Below are 19,199 nucleotides of genomic sequence, written 5' to 3' on the forward strand. Positions count from 1 at the left end.
TATTGGTTTTATAACGATATGGACCCCAGGAGAACCCCTGATGAAACACCCACTCAAGCATCCCAATGGGAATGCCGGGCGCGCTATTCTCGCATTGGCTGATGGCACCCTGTTCGAAGGCATCTCGATCGGTGCCAACGCGTCGACAGCCGGCGAAGTCGTATTCAATACCGCCATGAGCGGGTACCAGGAAATCCTGAGCGACCCAAGCTACAGCCGCCAGATTGTCACGCTGACCTATCCGCATATCGGCAACACGGGCGTCAACCGTGAAGACGGCGAAGCGCCGTTGATCCATGCGGCCGGCCTGGTGGTGAAGGACCTGCCTTTCATGGCCTCGAACTTCCGCAGCGAGCAGGACCTGTCGAGCTGGTTGACGGAGCAGGGCGTGGTGGCGATTGCAGGCATCGATACCCGCAAGCTGACCCGCATCCTGCGCGAGAAGGGCGCCCAGTCCGGCGCCATCATCGCCGGCGGCGCGGCGGAGGAAGCGCTGCGCCTGGCGCGCGAATTTCCGGGCCTGTCGGGCATGGACCTGGCGCAAACCGTCAGCACCGCCGCCCCTTATGAATGGACCGAGACCGAATGGATGCTGGGCCAGGGCCACGGCCGCCAGATGCAGCCGCGCTGCCACGTGGTCGCCTACGACTTCGGCGTGAAGGCGAATATCCTGCGCATGCTGGCCCAGCGCGGCTGCCGCGTCACGGTGCTGCCCGCGAAAGCCGGCGCCGCCGCCGCGCTGGCACTGAACCCGGACGGCATCTTCCTGTCGAACGGGCCGGGCGACCCGCAACCCTGCGATTACGCGATCGAAGCCGCGCGCGAACTGATCGAGCGCGGCGTGCCGACCTTCGGCATCTGCCTTGGGCACCAGATCATGGCGCTCGCTTCCGGCGCCCGCACCATGAAAATGAAATTCGGCCACCACGGCGCCAACCACCCCGTACAGGATATCGAAACCGGTCGCGTAATGATCACTTCCCAGAACCACGGCTTTGCCGTCGATCCCGATTCGCTGCCGAATAACTGCGCAGTCACGCATATTTCCCTGTTCGACGGTTCGTTGCAAGGCTTCCGCCGCACCGACAAGCCGGCGTTCTGCTTCCAGGGCCACCCCGAGGCGTCGCCCGGGCCGCACGACCTGGCGCCGCTGTTCGACCGTTTCGTGAGCATGATGGAGGGCGCACGCCATGGCTAAGCGTACCGACATCAAGCGCATCCTGATCATTGGCGCCGGCCCGATCGTGATCGGCCAGGCATGCGAATTCGATTATTCCGGCGCTCAGGCTTGCAAGGCCCTGCGCGAAGAAGGCTATGAAGTGGTGCTGGTCAACAGCAACCCGGCTACCATCATGACCGATCCGGGCATGGCCGACGTGACCTATATCGAGCCGATCACCTGGGAAACCGTGGCACGCATCATCGAGAAAGAGCGCCCGCAAGCCGTGCTGCCTACCATGGGCGGCCAGACCGCGCTGAATTGCGCGCTGGACCTGCATCGCCACGGCGTCCTGGAAAGCTTCAACGTGGAGCTGATCGGCGCCACGCCGGAAGCCATCGACCGCGCGGAGGACCGCGCCAAGTTCAAGGCAGCCATGGAGCGCATCGGCCTGCAGTCGGCCCGTTCCGGCATCGCCCACACCATGGCCGAAGCCTGGCAGGCGCAGGAACGCCTCGGCTTCCCGGTGATTATCCGTCCGTCCTTCACCATGGGCGGCAGCGGCGGCGGCATCGCCCGCAATGCCGATGAATTCACCGCCATCTGCCTGCGCGGCCTGGAGCTGTCGCCGACTTCCGAATTGCTGATCGAAGAATCGCTGATCGGCTGGAAGGAATTCGAGATGGAAGTGGTGCGCGACCGCAAGGACAACTGCATCATCGTCTGCTCGATCGAGAACCTGGACCCGATGGGCGTGCATACCGGCGATTCGATCACCGTAGCCCCGGCGCAGACCCTGACCGACAAGGAATACCAGATCATGCGCGACGCGTCGCTGAACGTGCTGCGCGAGATCGGCGTCGATACCGGCGGATCGAACGTGCAGTTCGCGGTCAACCCGCAAGACGGGCGCATGATCGTGATCGAGATGAACCCGCGCGTGTCGCGCTCCTCGGCGCTCGCTTCCAAGGCCACCGGCTTCCCGATCGCCCGCGTGGCCGCCAAGCTGGCGGTGGGCTTTACGCTGGACGAGCTGCAAAACGATATCACCGGCGGCGCCACCCCGGCTTCGTTCGAACCTGCGATCGACTACGTGGTCACCAAGATCCCGCGCTTCGCCTTCGAGAAATTCGCCGGCGCGAATGACCGCCTGACCACGCAGATGAAGTCCGTGGGCGAAGTGATGGCCATGGGGCGCACTTTCCAGGAATCGTTCCAGAAGGCGCTGCGCGGCCTGGATATCGGCGTGGACGGCCTGCAGCGCATCGCCACCGGCCGCGACGTGATCGAACAGGAACTGCGCCTGCCGGGCCCGCAACGCATCTGGTACGTCGGCGAAGCATTCGCGCAAGGCATGTCGCTGGCGGAGGTGAACCGCCTTTCCCATATCGACCCGTGGTTCCTGGCCCAGATCCATGACCTGGTGGAAGTCGAGGAATGGGTGGCTTCCCAGCAGCTGGGCGGTTTCGACCGCGACGTGCTGCGCCGCCTGAAACAGCAAGGCTTCAGCGACCGCCGCCTGGCGCACCTGCTGGGCGTGCATGAAGACGCGGTGCGCAAGCAGCGCCACGCCCAGGGCATCCGTCCGGTGTACAAGCGCGTCGACACCTGTGCCGGCGAGTTCGCGACCCGCACCGCCTATATGTATTCGACCTACGACGAGGAATGCGAGGCACAGCCGACCGGCGCTCGCAAGATCATGGTTCTGGGCGGGGGCCCGAACCGGATCGGCCAGGGCATCGAATTCGATTACTGCTGCGTGCATGCCGCGCTGGCGATGCGCGAGGATGGCTACGAGACCATCATGGTGAACTGCAACCCGGAAACCGTGTCGACTGATTACGATACCTCCGACCGCCTGTATTTCGAATCGTTGACGCTGGAGGACGTACTGGAAATCGTCGCCATCGAAAAGCCCGAAGGCGTGATCGTGCAGTACGGCGGCCAGACCCCGCTCAAGCTGGCCCTGGCGCTGGAGGCGAACGGCGTGCCGATCATCGGCACCTCGCCCGACATGATCGACGCCGCCGAGGACCGCGAACGCTTCCAGAAACTGCTGTTCGAGCTGGACCTGCGCCAGCCTTCGAACCGCACCGCCCGCAACGAGCAGCAAGCCGTGGCCATGGCCGAGGAGATCGGCTACCCGCTGGTGGTGCGCCCATCGTACGTGCTGGGCGGCCGCGCCATGGAAATCGTGCACGAACGGGCCGACCTGGAGCGCTACATGCGCGAGGCGGTCAAGGTCTCGCACGACTCGCCGGTGCTGCTGGATCGCTTCCTGAACGATGCCATCGAGGTGGACGTGGACTGCGTCAGCGACGGCGCCGACGTGGTGATCGGCGGCGTGATGGAACACGTGGAACAGGCCGGCATCCACTCGGGCGATTCGGCCTGCAGCCTGCCTCCCTATTCGCTGTCCGAGGCCACCGTGGCCGAGATCAAGCGCCAGACCGTGCGCCTGGCGCGCGGCCTGAACGTGGTCGGCCTGATGAACGTGCAGTTCGCGGTGCAGCGCCAGAAAGCCGACGGCCGCATGCTGGACCGGATCTTCGTGCTGGAAGTGAATCCGCGCGCTTCGCGCACCGTACCGTTTGTATCGAAGGCGACCGGCGTGCAGCTGGCCAAGGTCGCAGCGCGCTGCATGGCCGGCCGTTCGCTCGCTGAGCAGGGCGTTACCGCGGAAGTGATTCCGCCTTATTACAGCGTCAAGGAGTCTGTATTGCCATTTGCGAAGTTCCCGGGCGTTGACACCATCCTTGGGCCGGAAATGAAATCCACCGGCGAAGTGATGGGGACCGGAACCACCTTCGGCGAGGCTTTCTTGAAGGCTGAACTGGGCGCCGGCGTGCGCATCCCGCTGGCGGGCTATGTCTATATGCGCGTGCGCAAGGCCGACCAGGCGCGCGCTGTCGCCTTGGGCCGCGAGCTGGCCGATGCCGGCTACCAGCTGTGCGCCAGCGAAGTGACTGCCGCAGTGCTGGAAGCAGGCGAGGTGCCCGTCAACACCATCGAGGACGAAACCCTGCTTGGCCTGCTGGCCCTGCGCGAGATCGCCATGGCCGTGGTCACGGTGGACGAGAAGCGCATCGCCATTGCGGCCACGCGCAGCCTGCGCACTGCGGCGCTGGCCTCGGGCACCGTGATGTTTACCACCATTGCAGCGGCCGAGGCAGCGGCGGAGGCGCGCAAGCACGCCGGCAACACCGCCGTGCGTTCGCTGCAGGAGCTGCATGCCATGGGCGGCAGCGAACGGCGCGAGGTGCCGCCGCCCGCGCCGCGTCCCGTGCCGGGCGCCGCGGACCTGGCAGCGGCAGCCTGGCAAATGCCGGAGCGCCGTGCGCAATCGCGCCAGCGCAGCGTCGGCGTGGAGCCGCTGAAAGTCTTCATCCGCCAGCCCTTCACGGAATCGGACGAACGCCAGCAGCGCATGATCGGTGAAATCATGCAGATGATCGACAGCGCCAACGGCCTGCCGCACGTCTTCGACTACCTCACCGGCTTGCAGGCCGAGAGCGCGGAAACCTTCCGCTCCTCGTTCGAGCGCAAGCAGGGCCTTCCTTTCACGCCGCAGAATTTCCGCCGCCACCGGCTTGCATTGCTGGACCAGGCGGACGTCATGGTCAACATCCGCGTCGGAATGAGCGAAAGCAGTGCATTCGAGTTGAGCTATCACATATTCAAGGGCCGCCGAACGCCTATCCTGTTCCTGGTGTGGAAGGGCGCGCCGATCAAAACCACGCTGCTGCGCGAACTCGACGACCTGGTGGATATCACCTACATCGAGTTCGAGGACGTCTCGGAGTTGCGTGGCCGTTTGCATCAGTTTTTCAAATGTTTGGTAAAGGAGTGAGCGATGTTCAATAATTTCAAGATCAAGACCCTGCTGGTTGGTGTGCTGGGTTTGCTGATTGGCCTGCTGGCGATTATTGGCGGCCTCGGAATCCTGAGCGCGGAGCGCTCGGTCGGACTGGTGAAAGACGTGACGGTCTCCAACCAGAAGAACATCGCGGAGCGCAATGCTATTCGCCTGGACATGGAAACGGGCCGCAGCCAGATCCTGCAGGCCTTGCAGCACAATCCTGAACTGGCCTGGAGCAAGCTGCACGACCACCCGCTGACCAACCACTTCAACATCGTCGACGAAGTCACGGCGCGCGTGAACAAGCGCTGGGAAGGCTACCTGGCCAGCATCAAGTTGCCGGAGGAGCGCAAGCTGGCCGAAGACTGGTTCGCCAAGAGCGACGGCCTGGGCGTTGAGCACGTCCGTGCCGCCACCGCCGCCGTCAGGGAAGGGCGCTGGGACGATGCGGAAACGGTGCTGATCAAGAAACTCAACCCGTCCTACCGCCTTGGCGACGGCGCACTGAAAGCGCTGTCCGAGCACGCCGACAAGCGCATCGAGGCCGATGCCGCCGCGGTCGCGGCCGGCCTGAGCCGCAACAGCACCACCGTCACCGTGGTCCTGGCCGGCGGCCTGGCGTTGAGCGTGTTCGCCGGCCTGGTGCTGCTGAAGGCGATTTCCGAGCCGCTGGCGGAAGCCATGGACGTGGCGCACCGCGTCGCCGATGGCGACCTGAAAGGCCAGGCCACCAAGCATGCGGACAACGAATTCGGCGAATTGCTGCGCGCCCTGGACAAGATGCGCGACAACCTGGCCGCCATCGTGGCCGAAGTACGCGGCGGCAGCGACACGATCTCCAGCGCGTCGGCGCAGATCGCGGCCGGCAATATGGACTTGTCCGACCGCACCGGCGAACAGGCCGCCTCGCTGGAAGAAACCGCCTCCTCGATGGAAGAACTGACCAGCACCGTGCGCCAGAACGCCGACAATGCGCGCCAGGCCAACCAGCTTGCCGTTTCGGCATCATCGGTGGCGACCAAGGGCGGGGAAGTGGTTGAACAGGTGGTGGCAACCATGGGCTCGATCAACGAGTCGTCCAACAAGATCGTGGACATCATCGCGGTCATCGACGGTATCGCCTTCCAGACCAATATCCTGGCCCTGAATGCGGCCGTGGAAGCTGCCCGGGCCGGCGAGCAGGGCCGCGGCTTCGCGGTGGTTGCCAGCGAGGTGCGCAACCTGGCGCAGCGTTCGGCCGCTGCCGCCAAGGAAATCAAGCAGTTGATCGACGATTCTGTTGGCAAAGTGGAAAGTGGCGCCAAGCTGGTCAACCAGGCCGGACACACAATGAAGGAAATCGTGTCGAGCATTCAGCGCGTGACTGATATCATGGGGGAAATTACCAGTGCTACGCAGGAACAAACTGCCGGCCTGGAACAAATCCACCAGGCCATCACCGAGATGGATACAATCACCCAGCAGAACGTGGCGCTGGTGGAAGAGGCAGCTTCGGCGTCGACGGCCCTGCAAGACCAGGCCAACAGCCTGTCGAAAGTTGTCAGCGTGTTCCAGATCGACAGCGAGCGCCGCGAGCATCCTGCCGCCGTGCAGGCCCGCGCCGTGATCCAGGCAGTACGCACCAAGCCTGCATTGCCAGCCAAGGCCAGGCCGGTGCAGCGCGACGGCAAGGGAGCCGCATCGCGCAAGGTTGCCAATAGCGAGGTAGGAGACTGGGAAGAGTTTTAATGAAGGAGCATGATTGGAATACAAAGCGTTTGAGCACTTAGTCCGACGGCTGGAGCTGGATTCAAATTCCAGCCCGGAAGCCTTCCGCCGCAAGGTATTTGCCATCAGCCTGGCCGCCTATGCAACCCTGTTCGGGTTGCTGGCCGGGCTGCTTGCGTTATTCGCCATGCTGGTGCAATGGGCAATCGAGTCGCACCGTGCCTTTGCGATGATCAAGGCTGGCCTGGCCGGCCTGTTCCTCCTTTCCCTGATCTTTGTCATCCTGCGCGTGATGCTCATGCGACTGGACCCGCCGACCGGGCGTGAACTGGTCCGCGATGAAGCGCCCAAGCTGTTCGATATCCTCGAAAAGCTGTACGGCAAGCTGAATGGCCCGCGTATCGAGCACGTGCTGATTACAGACGAATACAATGCGGCGATCGTGCAGCATGCCCGATTCGGCATTTTCGGGGGCTACCGCAACTACCTGCTGGTTGGGCTGCCGTTCCTGCTCGGCTCCACGCCGAAGGAGATGCTGGCCGTGCTGGCCCACGAATACGGCCACCTGTGCGGCGACCACGCCAAAGGGTCCACCAGGATCTATCGCCAGCGCCGCCTGTTCGTCGCCATGTACCAGCACCTGGAGAGCAGTGCGGACGACAATGTCGTGAGCGCGGCGATCGTGCGCGCCCTGAAGCGCTTCTTCCCTTATTACAGCGCCTATACCTTCGTCCTGTCGCGCCAGGACGAATACGAGGCCGACCAGACCGCCGTCGACATGGCTGGCCACACGGCGACCTCCCAGATGCTGGTACGCGCCCGCCTGCTCGGCGACTGGATTGCCCGCGACTTCTGGCCCAGCATGTACGAGAACGCGGATCGGCTGGAGCGTCCGCCGTTCATGCCGTTCTCCTCCATGCGCCTGGCGATCAAGGCCAACTACGACGAATGGGCCACCAGGAAGGCGCTGGACGCCGCCTGGGCCACGCGTTCGGATCTTGACGACACCCATCCCTGCCTGCGCGAGCGGCTCGATGCCATCGAAATGGCGCCGGTCCTGCCGCCGCCGGTCGATACCTGCGCTGCAGACGTGATGCTGGCCTCCGGCGTCGGCAAGAAACTGGAAGCGGAGCTGGACCAGGATTGGTGGGACGTCAATTCGCGCGGCTGGGTTCACCGCTTCCGCCAGGTGCAGAATTCCCGTGTCCGCATCGGCGAGCTGTCGGCATCGCCGCTGTCGAAACTTTCGGTGCAGGATTTGCTGGAGCTGGCGTCGTTGAAGCTGGACTTCGAAGACACCGCGTCCGCCAAGCCGGCGCTGGTCGAATTGATGAAGCGCGGCGGCGGCCCGTATCCGCGCGCCTCGCTGATGTATGGACGCGTGCTGGTGGCCGAAGGCGACCGCCGTGGCGTCGACCACCTGCGCGAGGCCGCGCTGAATGAGCCGCGCCTGCTGGAGGAAGCCGCACAACGCGGCTACCAGTTCTTGCTGGAGAGGGACGGCGAAGCCGTTGCCAACCGCTGGTGGGGCAGCATCGTGCCCCAGGACGAACCGGCTTAAACGGCCATCGGCGCCGTCAGCGGCGCGTGGTGCTGGTAGCCTTCCAGCGTGAAGTCGGAAGGCTCGATCTTCTCCAGCCACTCCGGTTCGTACTTGCCGGTCTCGGCGAAAGCGGGTACGCGGCTATTGATGTGCAGTCGCGGCAGCGGCAGCGGCTCGCGCTTCAACTGCTCCTGCACCATGTCCATGTGGTTCTCGTAAATGTGCGCATCGCCGATAAAGTAGCTGAACCAGCGCGGCTGGTAGCCGGTCAGGCGGGCCACCAGGTGCAGCAGGGCGGCGCCTTCTGCGATATTGAAGGGCGTGCCCAGGCCGATATCGTTGCTGCGCACGTACAGGCACAGGGAGATCTCGCGCGTCGTAGCGTTCGGGATGAACTGGTACAGCAGGTGGCAGGCCGGCAGCGCCACCTGGTCCAGCACGGCCGGGTTCCAGCCGTGGAACAGGATGCGGCGGCTGGAGGGGTTGTTGACGATGGTGTCCAGGCATTCGCGCAACTGGTCGATGGCCTTGTACATCAACACTTTCTGCACGCCGTCTTCGTCCAGCGGGGCGACCTGGCGGAAGCCGTTGCGTTCTGCGTCCGCAATCTGCGCGGCGGCGGTGGCGTCCAGCACCTTGTAGCCCGGCCACTGGCGCCACTGCACGCCGTACACCGGGCCCAGGTCGTCAGTGCCGGTACGGTGCGGGTTGGCCAGCCATTGGGCGTTTTCATTGGCGTTCTGGTCCCACACCTTGCAGCCCAGGGCGCGGAAGTCGGCGGCGCTGCGCGAGGCGCGCAGGAAGGCGCACAGCTCGCCAACCACCGATTTGAAGGCCAGCTTCTTGGTCGTCACGGCAGGGAAGCCGTCGTTCATGTCAAAGCGCATCATCGCGCCCGGCACGCTGAGGGTGCGGATGCCGGTGCGGTTGTCCTGCCAGCTTCCTTGTTCCAGCACGGTGCTGATCAATTCCTTGTACTGCTTCATGCGATTCTCCGTTTATCGTTTGTTGCCGCGGCCGCCGGGCTTGGAAGCTGCGCGGCCGGCGGCGCGTGCTGCCGACTTGGCGCCGCGCGTGGCGGTCACCACGACTTTGCCGCCGCCACTCGGGCCCACGGCGCCAGCGCCGCCGCGGTTTCCGTTAGCGCCACTGCCGGCGCCGGGGCTTCCGGCGCGTGCGCCATAGATTGGTCCGCGCGAGCGTTCTTTTTCCTTTGGCGGCAGTTCTTCTTTCAGCCCGCCGAAACCGCCTGCCGGACGAGGGGTGTCATCGCGGGCTGGCTGCTGCTTGGCGGCCGCTCGCTGCGTGGGGCCGGTTGCCGTCCCTTTGGCCGGCCTGGTTGCGCCGCGGGCAGGCCTGGCGCCGGCGGTCCGTGATGCGGGCGCGCTCGGCGTGCCGGTCGAAGGCACGCGATGGTCCGCCTCGAAGCCCGCTTCTTCCTGACGCGGCAAGACCGCGCCTGTCAGCTTTTCGATTGCACGCAGCAGTTCGACTTCGTCGGCGCAAACGAGCGACACTGCCTCACCCTCGGCGCCGGCACGGCCGGTGCGGCCGATGCGGTGGACATAATCCTCGGCCACGGTCGGCAGGTCGAAATTGACCACCAGCGGCAGGGCTTCGATATCCAGGCCCCGGGCTGCAACGTCGGTCGCCACCAGGATCTGCACATCGTTGGCCTTGAAGCGCTTCAGCGCCTTGATGCGTGCCGGCTGCGGCTTGTCGCCATGGATTGAATCGGCCGGGATGCCTTGGCCCTGCAACAGGCCAAGCAACTGCTCGACACCCTTGCGTGTCTTGACGAAGACCAGGACCTGGCCCCAGCCCTCCTTGCGCAGCAGGTGCACGAACAGCTCCGGCTTGCTGCGCTTGTCGGTGGTGAACACCAGCTGGCGCACGGTGCGCGCTGCCGTGTTAGGAGCGCTGGCCTGGACGGTGAGCGGGTCGCGCAGCAACTGCCTGGCCATCGCCCGGATTGATTCCGGCATGGTGGCCGAGAACAGCAGGGTCTGGCGCTCGACCGGGAGTGCGGCAAACAGCAAATCCAGGTCGGCTGCAAAGCCCAGGTCCAGCATGCGGTCGGCTTCGTCCAGCACCAGGGCGGTCAACTGGCCGAACTCCAGCGCACCTTTGCGATGGAGGTCGAGCAGGCGGCCGGGCGTGGCCACCAGCACATCCAGTCCCTTGCGCAGTTTTGCCAGCTGCGGCTCGATCGGCACGCCGCCATAGGCGACAGCGGAACGCAGCGGCAAGTTGAAGCCGTACGTATGGAAGCTCTGGTACACCTGGTCGGCCAGTTCGCGCGTCGGAACCAGCACCAGGCAGCGCGCGTGGTTGGGGGCGGCCTGGTCGCCTTCCATGGCCAGGCGCTGCAGCAGGGGCAGGGCGAAAGCGGCGGTCTTGCCGGTACCGGTTTGTGCGGCGGCCAGCAGGTCGCGGCCGGCCAGGATTGCGGGAATGGCTTGTTTCTGAATTGGCGTCGGCGTCTTGTAGCCGATCGAATCGAGTGTGCGAAGGAGCCCGTCAATCAGGTCCAGCGAAGCAAAACTCATAGCGCGTCGCTCCATAAAGTGAGGGCGTGGCGGACTTGTTCGTCCGATAGTGCAAGCAGGTTATCGCCGACATACCATTCGGTATAGCTGGCGCCGGACAGTTGCGCGTGGGTTGCGCGGTTGAGCAGCCACACGCCATGCTGCGCAGCGATCTCGTTGCGGATCTGCAGCAGGCGGTCGCGCTCGACCGGCACATGGATATGCAACATGTTCGCATGCGGCCGCGCAGGATTGGCGCGCAGCCGGGGGTAGTCGCGCAAGGTGTCGTACAGCCATTGCGTACGGCGGAAATATTCGGGCATGGCCGCCAGCCGTGCATCGAACTCCATGGCAGCGCTGACCACGTAGGGCGTGCGGTGGATCACGTTGCCGCCCTGGCGGCGGAACCATTCCTGCGCACGGGCGATGAAGTCACGGCTGCCCAGCAGCATGGCGCCGCCCAGGCCGCCGATGCCCTTGTAAAGCGAAACGTAGACGCTATCGAAGCCCGCCGCCACCTCGGCCGGCGCTCGGCCGTAGCCGGCAGCAGCCTCCCACAGGCGCGCACCATCCATGTGCAAGTGGATGCCATGTTCGCGGCAGTGGGACTTGATCGCCGCCAGCTCGTCCCAGCGCGGCGACTGGCCGCCCAGTTCACGCGCCGGCAGTTCGAGCGCCACGGCTGCCAGCCGGTCGGGCACGGCCTGCAAATCTGCGAGCGTGAAGGGGCGGTGCAGGTCGCCCAGCTGGATGGCCTGGAAGTGGTCCAGCAGCTGGTGGTTGCTGCGTTCATGCTTGAAGATGTGCGCTGTCGGGTGCAGGCCCACCAGGCGGCTGCCGCGCTCCATGCAGGCCAGGCGCAGTGCCGTGACCTGGGTCATGGTGCCGGTGATGCAGAAGGCCGCGGCCTCGAAGCCCAGCAGCTCGGCGACTTTCTGCTCGAAAGACTGGATCAGTTCACCCTCGCCATACACGTCATGGGCGATGCCGTTGGCTTCGCACCAGGCGGACATGGCGCCAAAGACCTGCGCCGGCGAAGGCTGGCGATGGCCTGGCAGGATGGTGTGGCAACCCTGGCGCAGTTCGGCGTCGCTCACGTCGCGCCTCAATGGGTCACGTGGACATGGTGGAACTGCAGCGCCGCCAGGTTGGCGTAGATGCCGCCCAGCGCCACCAGCGACTGGTGGGTGCCGGTTTCGACGATCTTGCCGTCTTCCATGACGATGATGCGGTCGGCGCGCTGCACGGTGGCCAGGCGGTGCGCAATGATGATCGTGGTGCGGCCCACCATGGCTGCCTCGAGGGCGCCCTGCACCAGGCGTTCGGATTCGGCATCCAGGGCGCTGGTGGCTTCGTCGAGCAGCAGCAGCGGCGGGTTTTTCAGCAGGGCGCGGGCAATTGCAATGCGCTGGCGTTGGCCGCCGGACAGGCGCACGCCGCGCTCGCCCAGGAAGGACTTGTAGCCGTTAGGCAGGCGTTCGATAAATTCGTGGGCGGCAGCCAGGCGTGCGGCCTGGATCACTTCCTGGTCGGTTGCATCGGCACGGCCATAGCGGATGTTTTCCATCGCGTCGGCCGAGAAAATCACCGTATCCTGTGGAACGATGCCGATGGCGCCGCGCAGGGTATGCAGGTCCAGCAGGCGGATGTCGGTGCCGTCCAGGCGGATCGCGCCCGATTGCGGATCGTAGAATCGCAGCAGCATCTGGAACAGGGTGGTCTTGCCGGCGCCGGAGGGGCCAACCACGGCAACGGTTTCGCCCGGCTTGATATCGAGCGTCACGTGGTCCAGCGCCAGCGTGTCGGGGCGCGAAGGATAGCTGAACGATACCTCGGACAAGCTCAGGGCCGCGCCATTGGCGGCGCGCGGCGGCAGGGCTTGTGCTTGCGCCGGGTTCTGGATGTCGGAGCGCACGGCCAGCAATTCGAGCAGGCGCTCGGTCGCCCCGGCCGCGCGCTGGGCTTCTCCCATGACCTCTGACAGCGCGCCGATCGCGCCTGCGACGATGGAGGCGTACAGGATGAACTGGCCCAGGTCGCCGCCCGTCATGGTCCCCTCCAGCACCGCATGGGCGCCCAGCCACAGCACGAAAACGATGGTGCCGAATACCAGCACGATCGCCAGCATGGTCAGGAAAGCACGAGCCTGGATGCGGCGCATGGCGGTGCTGAACGCACCTTCGACGGAGCCGCCAAAGCGCTTCGCTTCCAGCCCTTCATGGGTAAAGGCTTGCACGGTCGGCATGGCATTCAGGATTTCGCCGGCCATGGCCGAAGCATCGGCCACGCGGTCCTGGGAGTCGCGCGACAGCTTGCGCACGCGGCGGCCAAACATCACGATCGGCAGCACGGTCAGCACCAGCAGGCCGATGATGATGGAGGACAGCTTGGGGCTGGTAATAAACAGCATCACCAGGCCGCCGAGGAAGAGCAGCACATTACGCAAGGCCATCGAAATGCTGGTGCCGACAACGCTCTGGATCAGGGTGGTGTCGGTGGTCAGGCGCGACAATACTTCGCCGGTCTTGGTGGTTTCGAAGAATTCGGGGCTTTGCTGAACCACGTGGGAATACACGGCGTTGCGGATGTCGGCGGTGACGCGTTCGCCGAGCCAGGACACGCTGTAGAAGCGCGCCGCCGTCGCCAGCGCCAAGACCGTAGCGACTGCGAACAGGGCCAGGAACACTTCGTTAACGTGGGTTGCGCTGCGCACGCCGGCATTGGCGCCGAAGCCCAGGTCGATCATCTGCTTGAAGGCGTAGGGGATCGCCAGCGTGGAGCCGGCAGCGACCACCAGCGCAATGCCGGCAATGACGAAGCGGTTGCGGTAAGGCTTGAGGAAGGGCAGCAGGCCCTTGAAGGCGGCCAGGCTGCCTTTCTTGAGTTCTCGGGCTTCAGGCTGGCCGTTGTCGGTGGTGCTCATTGCGTATTCTACGTTCTTGTTCAAAGTTTCATCGGACGGACATAGCCCGTCAACTCCAGGTAGCCGCGCCCCGCCGGTTTGCCGCCGCGCGTGACGGTCACCGCGCCCTCCCAATACACGGCGCCGGTCGAACGGCGCGAATCCAGTTCCTGGTCCTGCTGCAAAGGACTGACCTGCCACTGTTCGGGGCCGGTGGATATCAGGGTGGCGACGGGATACTCGGCGTGCGTGTGCGGCGATTTCCATCGCTGCTGCGGAGTAAAACTGACCTGGTCCTGCGAATAGTGCGTGATCTTACCGGATGCATCGCGCCATGTCGCGTGGGCCCACAGTTTACCACCTTGGCGGTCCCTGATCTGGAATGCCATCAGGGCGCCGCCATCATCGAGGTTGATGCCGGTCCAGTCCCAACCTGCGGCTGCGGGATCGAGCACCTGGCTTGACCATTCGTGATCGAGCCAGGTGACGCCTTGCACGGCCTGTGGCGCGGCTCCGCGGCGGGTGAGGGTGCCGCTGGTGCGCAGTTGCGGCTTGCTATAGTAATAACTTGCCTGTTCCGGCCTGGGGCCTTTGCGGGAAAAGCCGGCGTCGCCTTGCAGCAGGACTGGCTGGGTGGGCTGCAGCTTCAGCGCCAGCGTGAAAGCCGCGGCTTCGATGTCGATCTGATAAGTGCCGTCTTCGGCGCGCTCCATGCGCCAGCCATCCAGGTGCACGCTGGTGTCCGCGGTGGAGGCGCCGGCGAGGCCGAAGCCCGCGCGCGCAGTGCGCTGGTCGTGCAGCAGCTTGCCTTGCGCCGGATCGGACAGCGCGACGTGCGCGACGATGATGTCCTTCGGTGCAAACCGGCTCGGGTTGTCGCGGCCATGTCCCGTGCTGCTGCGGAAGAAGGTGACCTGGTAGCCGAGCTGGCGGCCGTCGGCGGTGCCGAGCCAGCCGGTGGCGTACCACCATTCGGTCTTGAAGCCGGGGTGGGCGCCGAAGTCGCGCGGGAACTGGAGCTGGACGCCAGGCGTGACCGGCGTGAAGTCGGCTGCCTTCAACGGCAGGTTGACAGCCAGCGCGAGCAGGAGGCAAAGCAGGGCGCGCATCACCAGTCCTCCCTCACGGCGCGGATTGGACCGCCGGACAGGGCCTGCCGGCCTGCGATGAGCGCAGTTGCTGCCGACGACAGCAGCAGGGCCAGGGCGACGGTCGCCAGCAGCGGCCAGGGATAGTGCATCTGCATCGTCCAGTGGAAAGATTGCGGGTTGATGACGTGGACCAGCACCAGGCTGATGACCCAGCCGAGGGCGAAGCCGGCCAGGATGCCGAGGGTGGTCAAGGCGGCACCTTCCAGCGCGAGGATGCCCAGCACCTGGCCGCGCGTGACGCCAACATGGCGCAGCATGCCGAACTCGCGGGCCCGTGCCAGCGTCTGGGCCGAGAATGTGGCGGCGACGCCAAACAGGCCGATGACGATGGCGATCGCTTCCAGCAGGTACGTCACTGCGAAGCTGCGGTCGAAGATTTTCAGCGTCAGGTTGCGGATCTCGGAGGGAACGCTGGTTTCGACCAGTTCGCCGAAGGGCAGCTTGCGGATGCTTTGCTGTACCTGGGCTGCGCTGGCGTTCTTGGCCAGCCAGATGGCGGCGTCGCCGGCGTCGCGGTCGCCGGTCATGGCAATGTAATCGGAGCGGCGCACGATGACGGCGCCTCCGGCGCGGGCGTAGTCGCGCCAGACGCCGGCGACGTGGAACTCGCGCAGCTTGCCCTGCAGCGGCAGGCGCAGCGTGGCGCCGGGGCGCAGGCCGTACAGGTCGGACATGGCTTCCGAGACCCAGGCCGGCGGCAGCGCGGTAGCCGCATGCGCCGTCCCCTCGACGAGGACCATTGCGCGCCCAGGGTCGGCCGGGTCGACTTCGCGCGCCAGCACGGCGACGTTGGCCCGGTCGGGCGCCAGGGAGACCGAGCGTACGCGCAGGAATTCGATGCGGGCGATGCCGGGAACGGTGCGCAACGCTGCCTGCTCGGCGGGCGAGAGGCCGCCGGTGGCGCCGGCCGATGCGCTGCGTGCGTACACGTCGGCCGGCAGGATGCGCAGCACCCATTCATCGACCGAGGTACGGAAGCTGGCTACCATGATGGCCATTGCCACCATCAGGCTGAAACTCGCCAGCACCCCACCCAGTGCTATGCCGGCCTGGCCTGATGCATTGGCAAGCCTGGCCAGCGCCAGGGTGAACACGGGACTTGCCGCTGCCGGGCCGGCGGTCGGGCGCGGGGCCGCGCGGCTGGATGCCGCATGGCGGGAGAGTGCGGCGAAAACAATGCCGGACAGCCGCGGCATCAGGGCAATGGCGCCAATGAGAAGCAGGGCAATCGACAGGTAGCCAAAGACCGGCAACTCCAGCACCGGCGGCGCGAAGGTCATGGCGCCGGCTGCGCCAAGGCAGGCCAGTCCGGGCCAGGGACGCGACAGCGGCCGCAGCGCAGTTTCGTCCGTGCCGGCCTTGAGCGCCACGGCAGGCCGCGCGCGGGCCGCGTCGAAAGCCGGCGCCAGGCCGCCAAGCAAGGCCACGCCCAGTCCCAGCCCGAAGTAGGCCAGTGCCGCAACCGGCACCCACTGCACGCTTGGCTGCACGCCGGCAAAGTAGCCTGCTCCAAGGTCGCCGCCAAACAGCCGCAGCACGGCAGCGGCCAGCGCGTAACCGCCAGCCACGCCGAGCACCGAGCCGATGCTGCCCAGCAGAGCGCCTTCCAGCAGCACCTGGCGGATCAACTGCCGGCGTTCCAGCCCCAATACCCGCAGCAGCGCAAACTCGCTGCGACGCCGCAGCACCGACAAGGCCTGCGACGAAAATACGAGGAAGGCGCCGGTGAACAAGGCGACCAGCGCCAGCACACTCAGGTTGACGCGATAGGCCCGGCTCAAATTCGCATTGCGGCTTTCCTGCTCCGCATCATTCGGTTGCCCTACCCGGAAGCGGCCCGGGAACTCGCGCTCCAGCTGTGCGGACAGCGAGCGTTCAAATGCGCCGCGATCGACGCCATCGCGCAACTTCAAATCGACGCGCGACAACTTGCCCAGCCGCTGGAAATGCCACTGCGCCGCAGCAATATCCATGACCGCAAAACGCTGCCCCACGCGTGCACGTTGCAGCGAACCGGCGACGCGCAGCACGGCGACCTGGCTGCCTGCCTGGAGCCGAAGTTCGCCGCCGGGCCGCGATTGCAGCCAATTCATCGCCGCGGGCGACAGGAAGATCGCGTCGTCAGCCAGCGTGTCGTAGGGCAGGTCTTCTTCCGGTGCGCCGATCAGGTCCGGCGTGATAAAGCCCGCCCGGAACACGTCAAGGCCGATAATTTTCAGTGCTTGCCGGGCACCGGGCAAGGAAGCGTCGAATTCAAGCACGGGCGAGGCCATAGCCACTTCCGGCAGGCGCGCGAGGATCGGGTAGGCCGCCTCATCGAACGTGGCTTCGGTCCCGCTGACCTGGATATCTGCCTGCCCCGACAAACTGTGGACAGCGGTAGTGAACTCGTTCAGCGCAGCTGCGTTGACGAGGTGGATGGCAAACCCCAGCGCCACCCCGATTGCAATCGCTGCAATAGCGGTCAGCGCCCGCACCGGGTGCGCGCGCCACTCGCCAATGGCCAGCCAGCGCGTCAGCCGCCGCATTCCAGGTGGTACATGTCTGCGGCGCGTTTCGCTTTCAGCCTGGCGCGTTCGGTGTTCTGGAGCGTGGCGCCGCGCGCATCTTCCTCCGCCCATTTGTGCTGCATCTGGAGTTTCTTGCATTTCTTGTTATGGCTGGCCACGGCCCGTGCCTCGGCCCGGCTTTCACGCTCCTCGCGCGCCTCCTTTTTGCGGCGCTGGCTGGCCATTTTCTCGGCTTCGCGTTCCTGGCGCTTCAGGTCCGCTGCGGCAGCGGGATCGGGCGCCGGCGCCGACGGCACGGCGATCGTGCTGGCGACTCCTTTCTCGCATGGTTGCTGCGAGTAGCTCACTTTTCCATCGACGGTGCACTTATGCAGGGCTTGCGCGCCTGCGGGGAGCACCGTCGCCAACAGCAGCAAGAGCAGGATTTTCATAGGATTTTCCCGGGATTCATCAGGCCCAAAGGATCCAATGCGGCCTTGATGGCCCGCATCAGGTTCAACTCTACCGGCGACTTGTAGCGCGCCAGTTCGTCACGCTTCAAGGCGCCAATCCCGTGCTCGGCCGAAATCGAGCCGCCATAGGCTGCCACGGCATCGTGCACGACGCGGTTGACGGCCTCCTGGCTATGCAGGAAGTCTTCGTTCGCTACACCAGCCGGCGGCGCGACGTTGAAATGCAGGTTGCCATCGCCCAGGTGGCCGAAGCACACCAGCTGGCAACCGGGGAAAGCGGCCTGCAACTTCGGTTCCGTGCCGGCGATGAAGTCGGCAATCGAGGAAACCGGCAGCGAAATATCATGCTTGATGTTCTTGCCGTCGGCTGCCTGGGCCAGTGGAATATGCTCGCGCAGGTCCCACAGCCCGCGCGATTGCGCTGCGGAGCTGGCAACCACCGCATCCTGCACCGCGCCTTCGCCAAGCGCCGCGCCAAGTGCGCGCTCGAGCAGCGCCGCCGCATGGGCCTCCGATTCGCTGCTGGAGAGTTCCAGTAGGGCGTATTGCGCATGTCCGTCGGCCAGCGGCTGCGGCAGTGCCGGGAAGTGCTTGGCCACCAGGCGCATGCAAAACGCCGACATCAGCTCAAAGCCGGTCAGGCTCGCGCCGCAATGGTCCTGCATGACCGACAGCAGCCGCAGTGCGGCCGCCGGCGATTCCATCGCCGCCAGCGCCGTGACCGAAGCCTTGGGTTGCGGGTATAGCTTGAGCACTGCGCCGGTAATGATGCCCAGCGTGCCTTCGGCGCCGATGAACAGGTCGCGCAGGTCGTAGCCGGTATTGTCCTTGCGCAGGCCGCGCAGGCCGGACCAGACCTCGCCCTGCGGCGTGACGACTTCCAGCCCCAGGCAGAGTTCACGCGTATTGCCGTAGCGGAGCACGCCGGTGCCGCCGGCATTGGTGGACAGGTTGCCGCCAATGGTGCAACTGCCTTCCGCCGCCAGCGAGAGCGGGAACAGGCAGCCATGTTCGGCCGCTGCTTCCTGCGCTCGTTGCAGGATCACGCCGGCGTCGACCGTCATGGTGCGGTTGACCGCGTCGACCTGGCGCACCTTCTGCATGCGCGCGAGCGACAGCACCACGGCGCTTCCGCTGGCGTCAGGCACGCTGCCCAGTACCAGTCCCGTGTTGCCGCCTTGCGGCACGATCGGAATGCGCGCTGCCACGCACAGCTTGACCGTGGCGGCGACTTGTTCGGTATCGGCCGGCCGCAGCACAGCCAGCGCGCGGCCGGTGAAACGTCCGCGCCAGTCGCGCAGAAAGGGCGCCATATCCGCTTCGCCGGAAATGACGTGGGCGTCGCCGAGCAGGGCGCGGCAAGCGCCCAGGAAAGCGGAATTATCCAT

General features: G+C 65.6%; 12 protein-coding genes. 4 read left to right on the forward strand and 8 right to left on the reverse strand.

Annotated elements, in window-relative coordinates; genetic code table 11:
• The first annotated feature begins 40 nt into the window (after positions 1-40).
• From carA to ACN9M3_RS15850, 4 genes are read left to right on the forward strand one after another with little or no spacing between them, the layout of a single operon-like run.
• The gene (gene carA, locus ACN9M3_RS15835) at positions 41-1,198 is read left to right on the forward strand and encodes a glutamine-hydrolyzing carbamoyl-phosphate synthase small subunit (RefSeq protein ID WP_426317890.1); all 1,158 of its coding nucleotides are present in this window, start codon (positions 41-43) and stop codon (positions 1,196-1,198) included.
• Complete coding sequence (carB, locus tag ACN9M3_RS15840) at positions 1,191-5,009, forward strand: carbamoyl-phosphate synthase large subunit (RefSeq protein WP_426317891.1); 3,819 nt, start codon at positions 1,191-1,193, stop codon at positions 5,007-5,009. The genes carA and carB overlap by 8 nt, the downstream gene beginning before the upstream one ends.
• 3 nt (positions 5,010-5,012) lie before the next feature.
• Complete coding sequence (locus ACN9M3_RS15845; protein WP_426317892.1) at positions 5,013-6,746, forward strand: methyl-accepting chemotaxis protein; 1,734 nt, start codon at positions 5,013-5,015, stop codon at positions 6,744-6,746.
• 13 nt (positions 6,747-6,759) lie between these two features.
• Positions 6,760-8,286 (forward strand): M48 family metallopeptidase, encoded by a 1,527-nt coding sequence (locus tag ACN9M3_RS15850; RefSeq protein ID WP_426317893.1) that lies wholly within the window; start codon positions 6,760-6,762, stop codon positions 8,284-8,286.
• Here ACN9M3_RS15850 and ACN9M3_RS15855 read toward each other — a convergent pair.
• From ACN9M3_RS15855 to ACN9M3_RS15890, 8 genes are read right to left on the reverse strand one after another with little or no spacing between them, the layout of a single operon-like run.
• Positions 8,283-9,254: a thymidylate synthase gene (locus ACN9M3_RS15855; RefSeq protein ID WP_426317894.1), complete on the reverse strand. Its 972-nt coding sequence runs from the start codon at positions 9,252-9,254 to the stop codon at positions 8,283-8,285. The two genes, ACN9M3_RS15850 and ACN9M3_RS15855, sit on opposite strands and share 4 nt — an antisense overlap.
• Before the next feature lie 12 nt (positions 9,255-9,266).
• Positions 9,267-10,817: a DEAD/DEAH box helicase gene (locus ACN9M3_RS15860; RefSeq protein ID WP_426317895.1), complete on the reverse strand. Its 1,551-nt coding sequence runs from the start codon at positions 10,815-10,817 to the stop codon at positions 9,267-9,269.
• On the reverse strand, positions 10,814-11,893 hold the full coding sequence (locus ACN9M3_RS15865) for a threonine aldolase family protein (RefSeq protein WP_426317896.1): 1,080 nt from the start codon (positions 11,891-11,893) through the stop codon (positions 10,814-10,816). The genes ACN9M3_RS15860 and ACN9M3_RS15865 overlap by 4 nt, the downstream gene beginning before the upstream one ends.
• An 8-nt stretch (positions 11,894-11,901) precedes the next feature.
• A complete protein-coding gene (locus ACN9M3_RS15870) occupies positions 11,902-13,719 on the reverse strand; it encodes an ABC transporter transmembrane domain-containing protein (RefSeq protein WP_426317897.1) in 1,818 nt (605 codons plus the stop codon).
• A 20-nt stretch (positions 13,720-13,739) separates the two neighbouring features.
• Positions 13,740-14,807: a lipocalin-like domain-containing protein gene (locus tag ACN9M3_RS15875; RefSeq protein ID WP_426317898.1), complete on the reverse strand. Its 1,068-nt coding sequence runs from the start codon at positions 14,805-14,807 to the stop codon at positions 13,740-13,742.
• Positions 14,807-17,377 carry an FtsX-like permease family protein gene (locus ACN9M3_RS15880; RefSeq protein ID WP_426317899.1) on the reverse strand — a complete coding sequence of 857 codons (2,571 nt, stop codon included), beginning with the start codon at positions 17,375-17,377 and terminating at the stop codon, positions 14,807-14,809. The genes ACN9M3_RS15875 and ACN9M3_RS15880 overlap by 1 nt, the downstream gene beginning before the upstream one ends.
• Positions 17,365-17,790 carry a DUF4124 domain-containing protein gene (locus ACN9M3_RS15885; RefSeq protein WP_426317900.1) on the reverse strand — a complete coding sequence of 142 codons (426 nt, stop codon included), beginning with the start codon at positions 17,788-17,790 and terminating at the stop codon, positions 17,365-17,367. Before ACN9M3_RS15885 ends, ACN9M3_RS15880 begins: the two co-directional genes overlap by 13 nt.
• Complete coding sequence (locus tag ACN9M3_RS15890) at positions 17,787-19,199, reverse strand: FAD-binding oxidoreductase (RefSeq protein WP_426317901.1); 1,413 nt, start codon at positions 19,197-19,199, stop codon at positions 17,787-17,789. The genes ACN9M3_RS15885 and ACN9M3_RS15890 overlap by 4 nt, the downstream gene beginning before the upstream one ends.

The organism is Pseudoduganella sp. R-43 (assembly GCF_049913255.1).
Classification (GTDB): Bacteria; Pseudomonadota; Gammaproteobacteria; order Burkholderiales; family Burkholderiaceae_D; genus Rugamonas.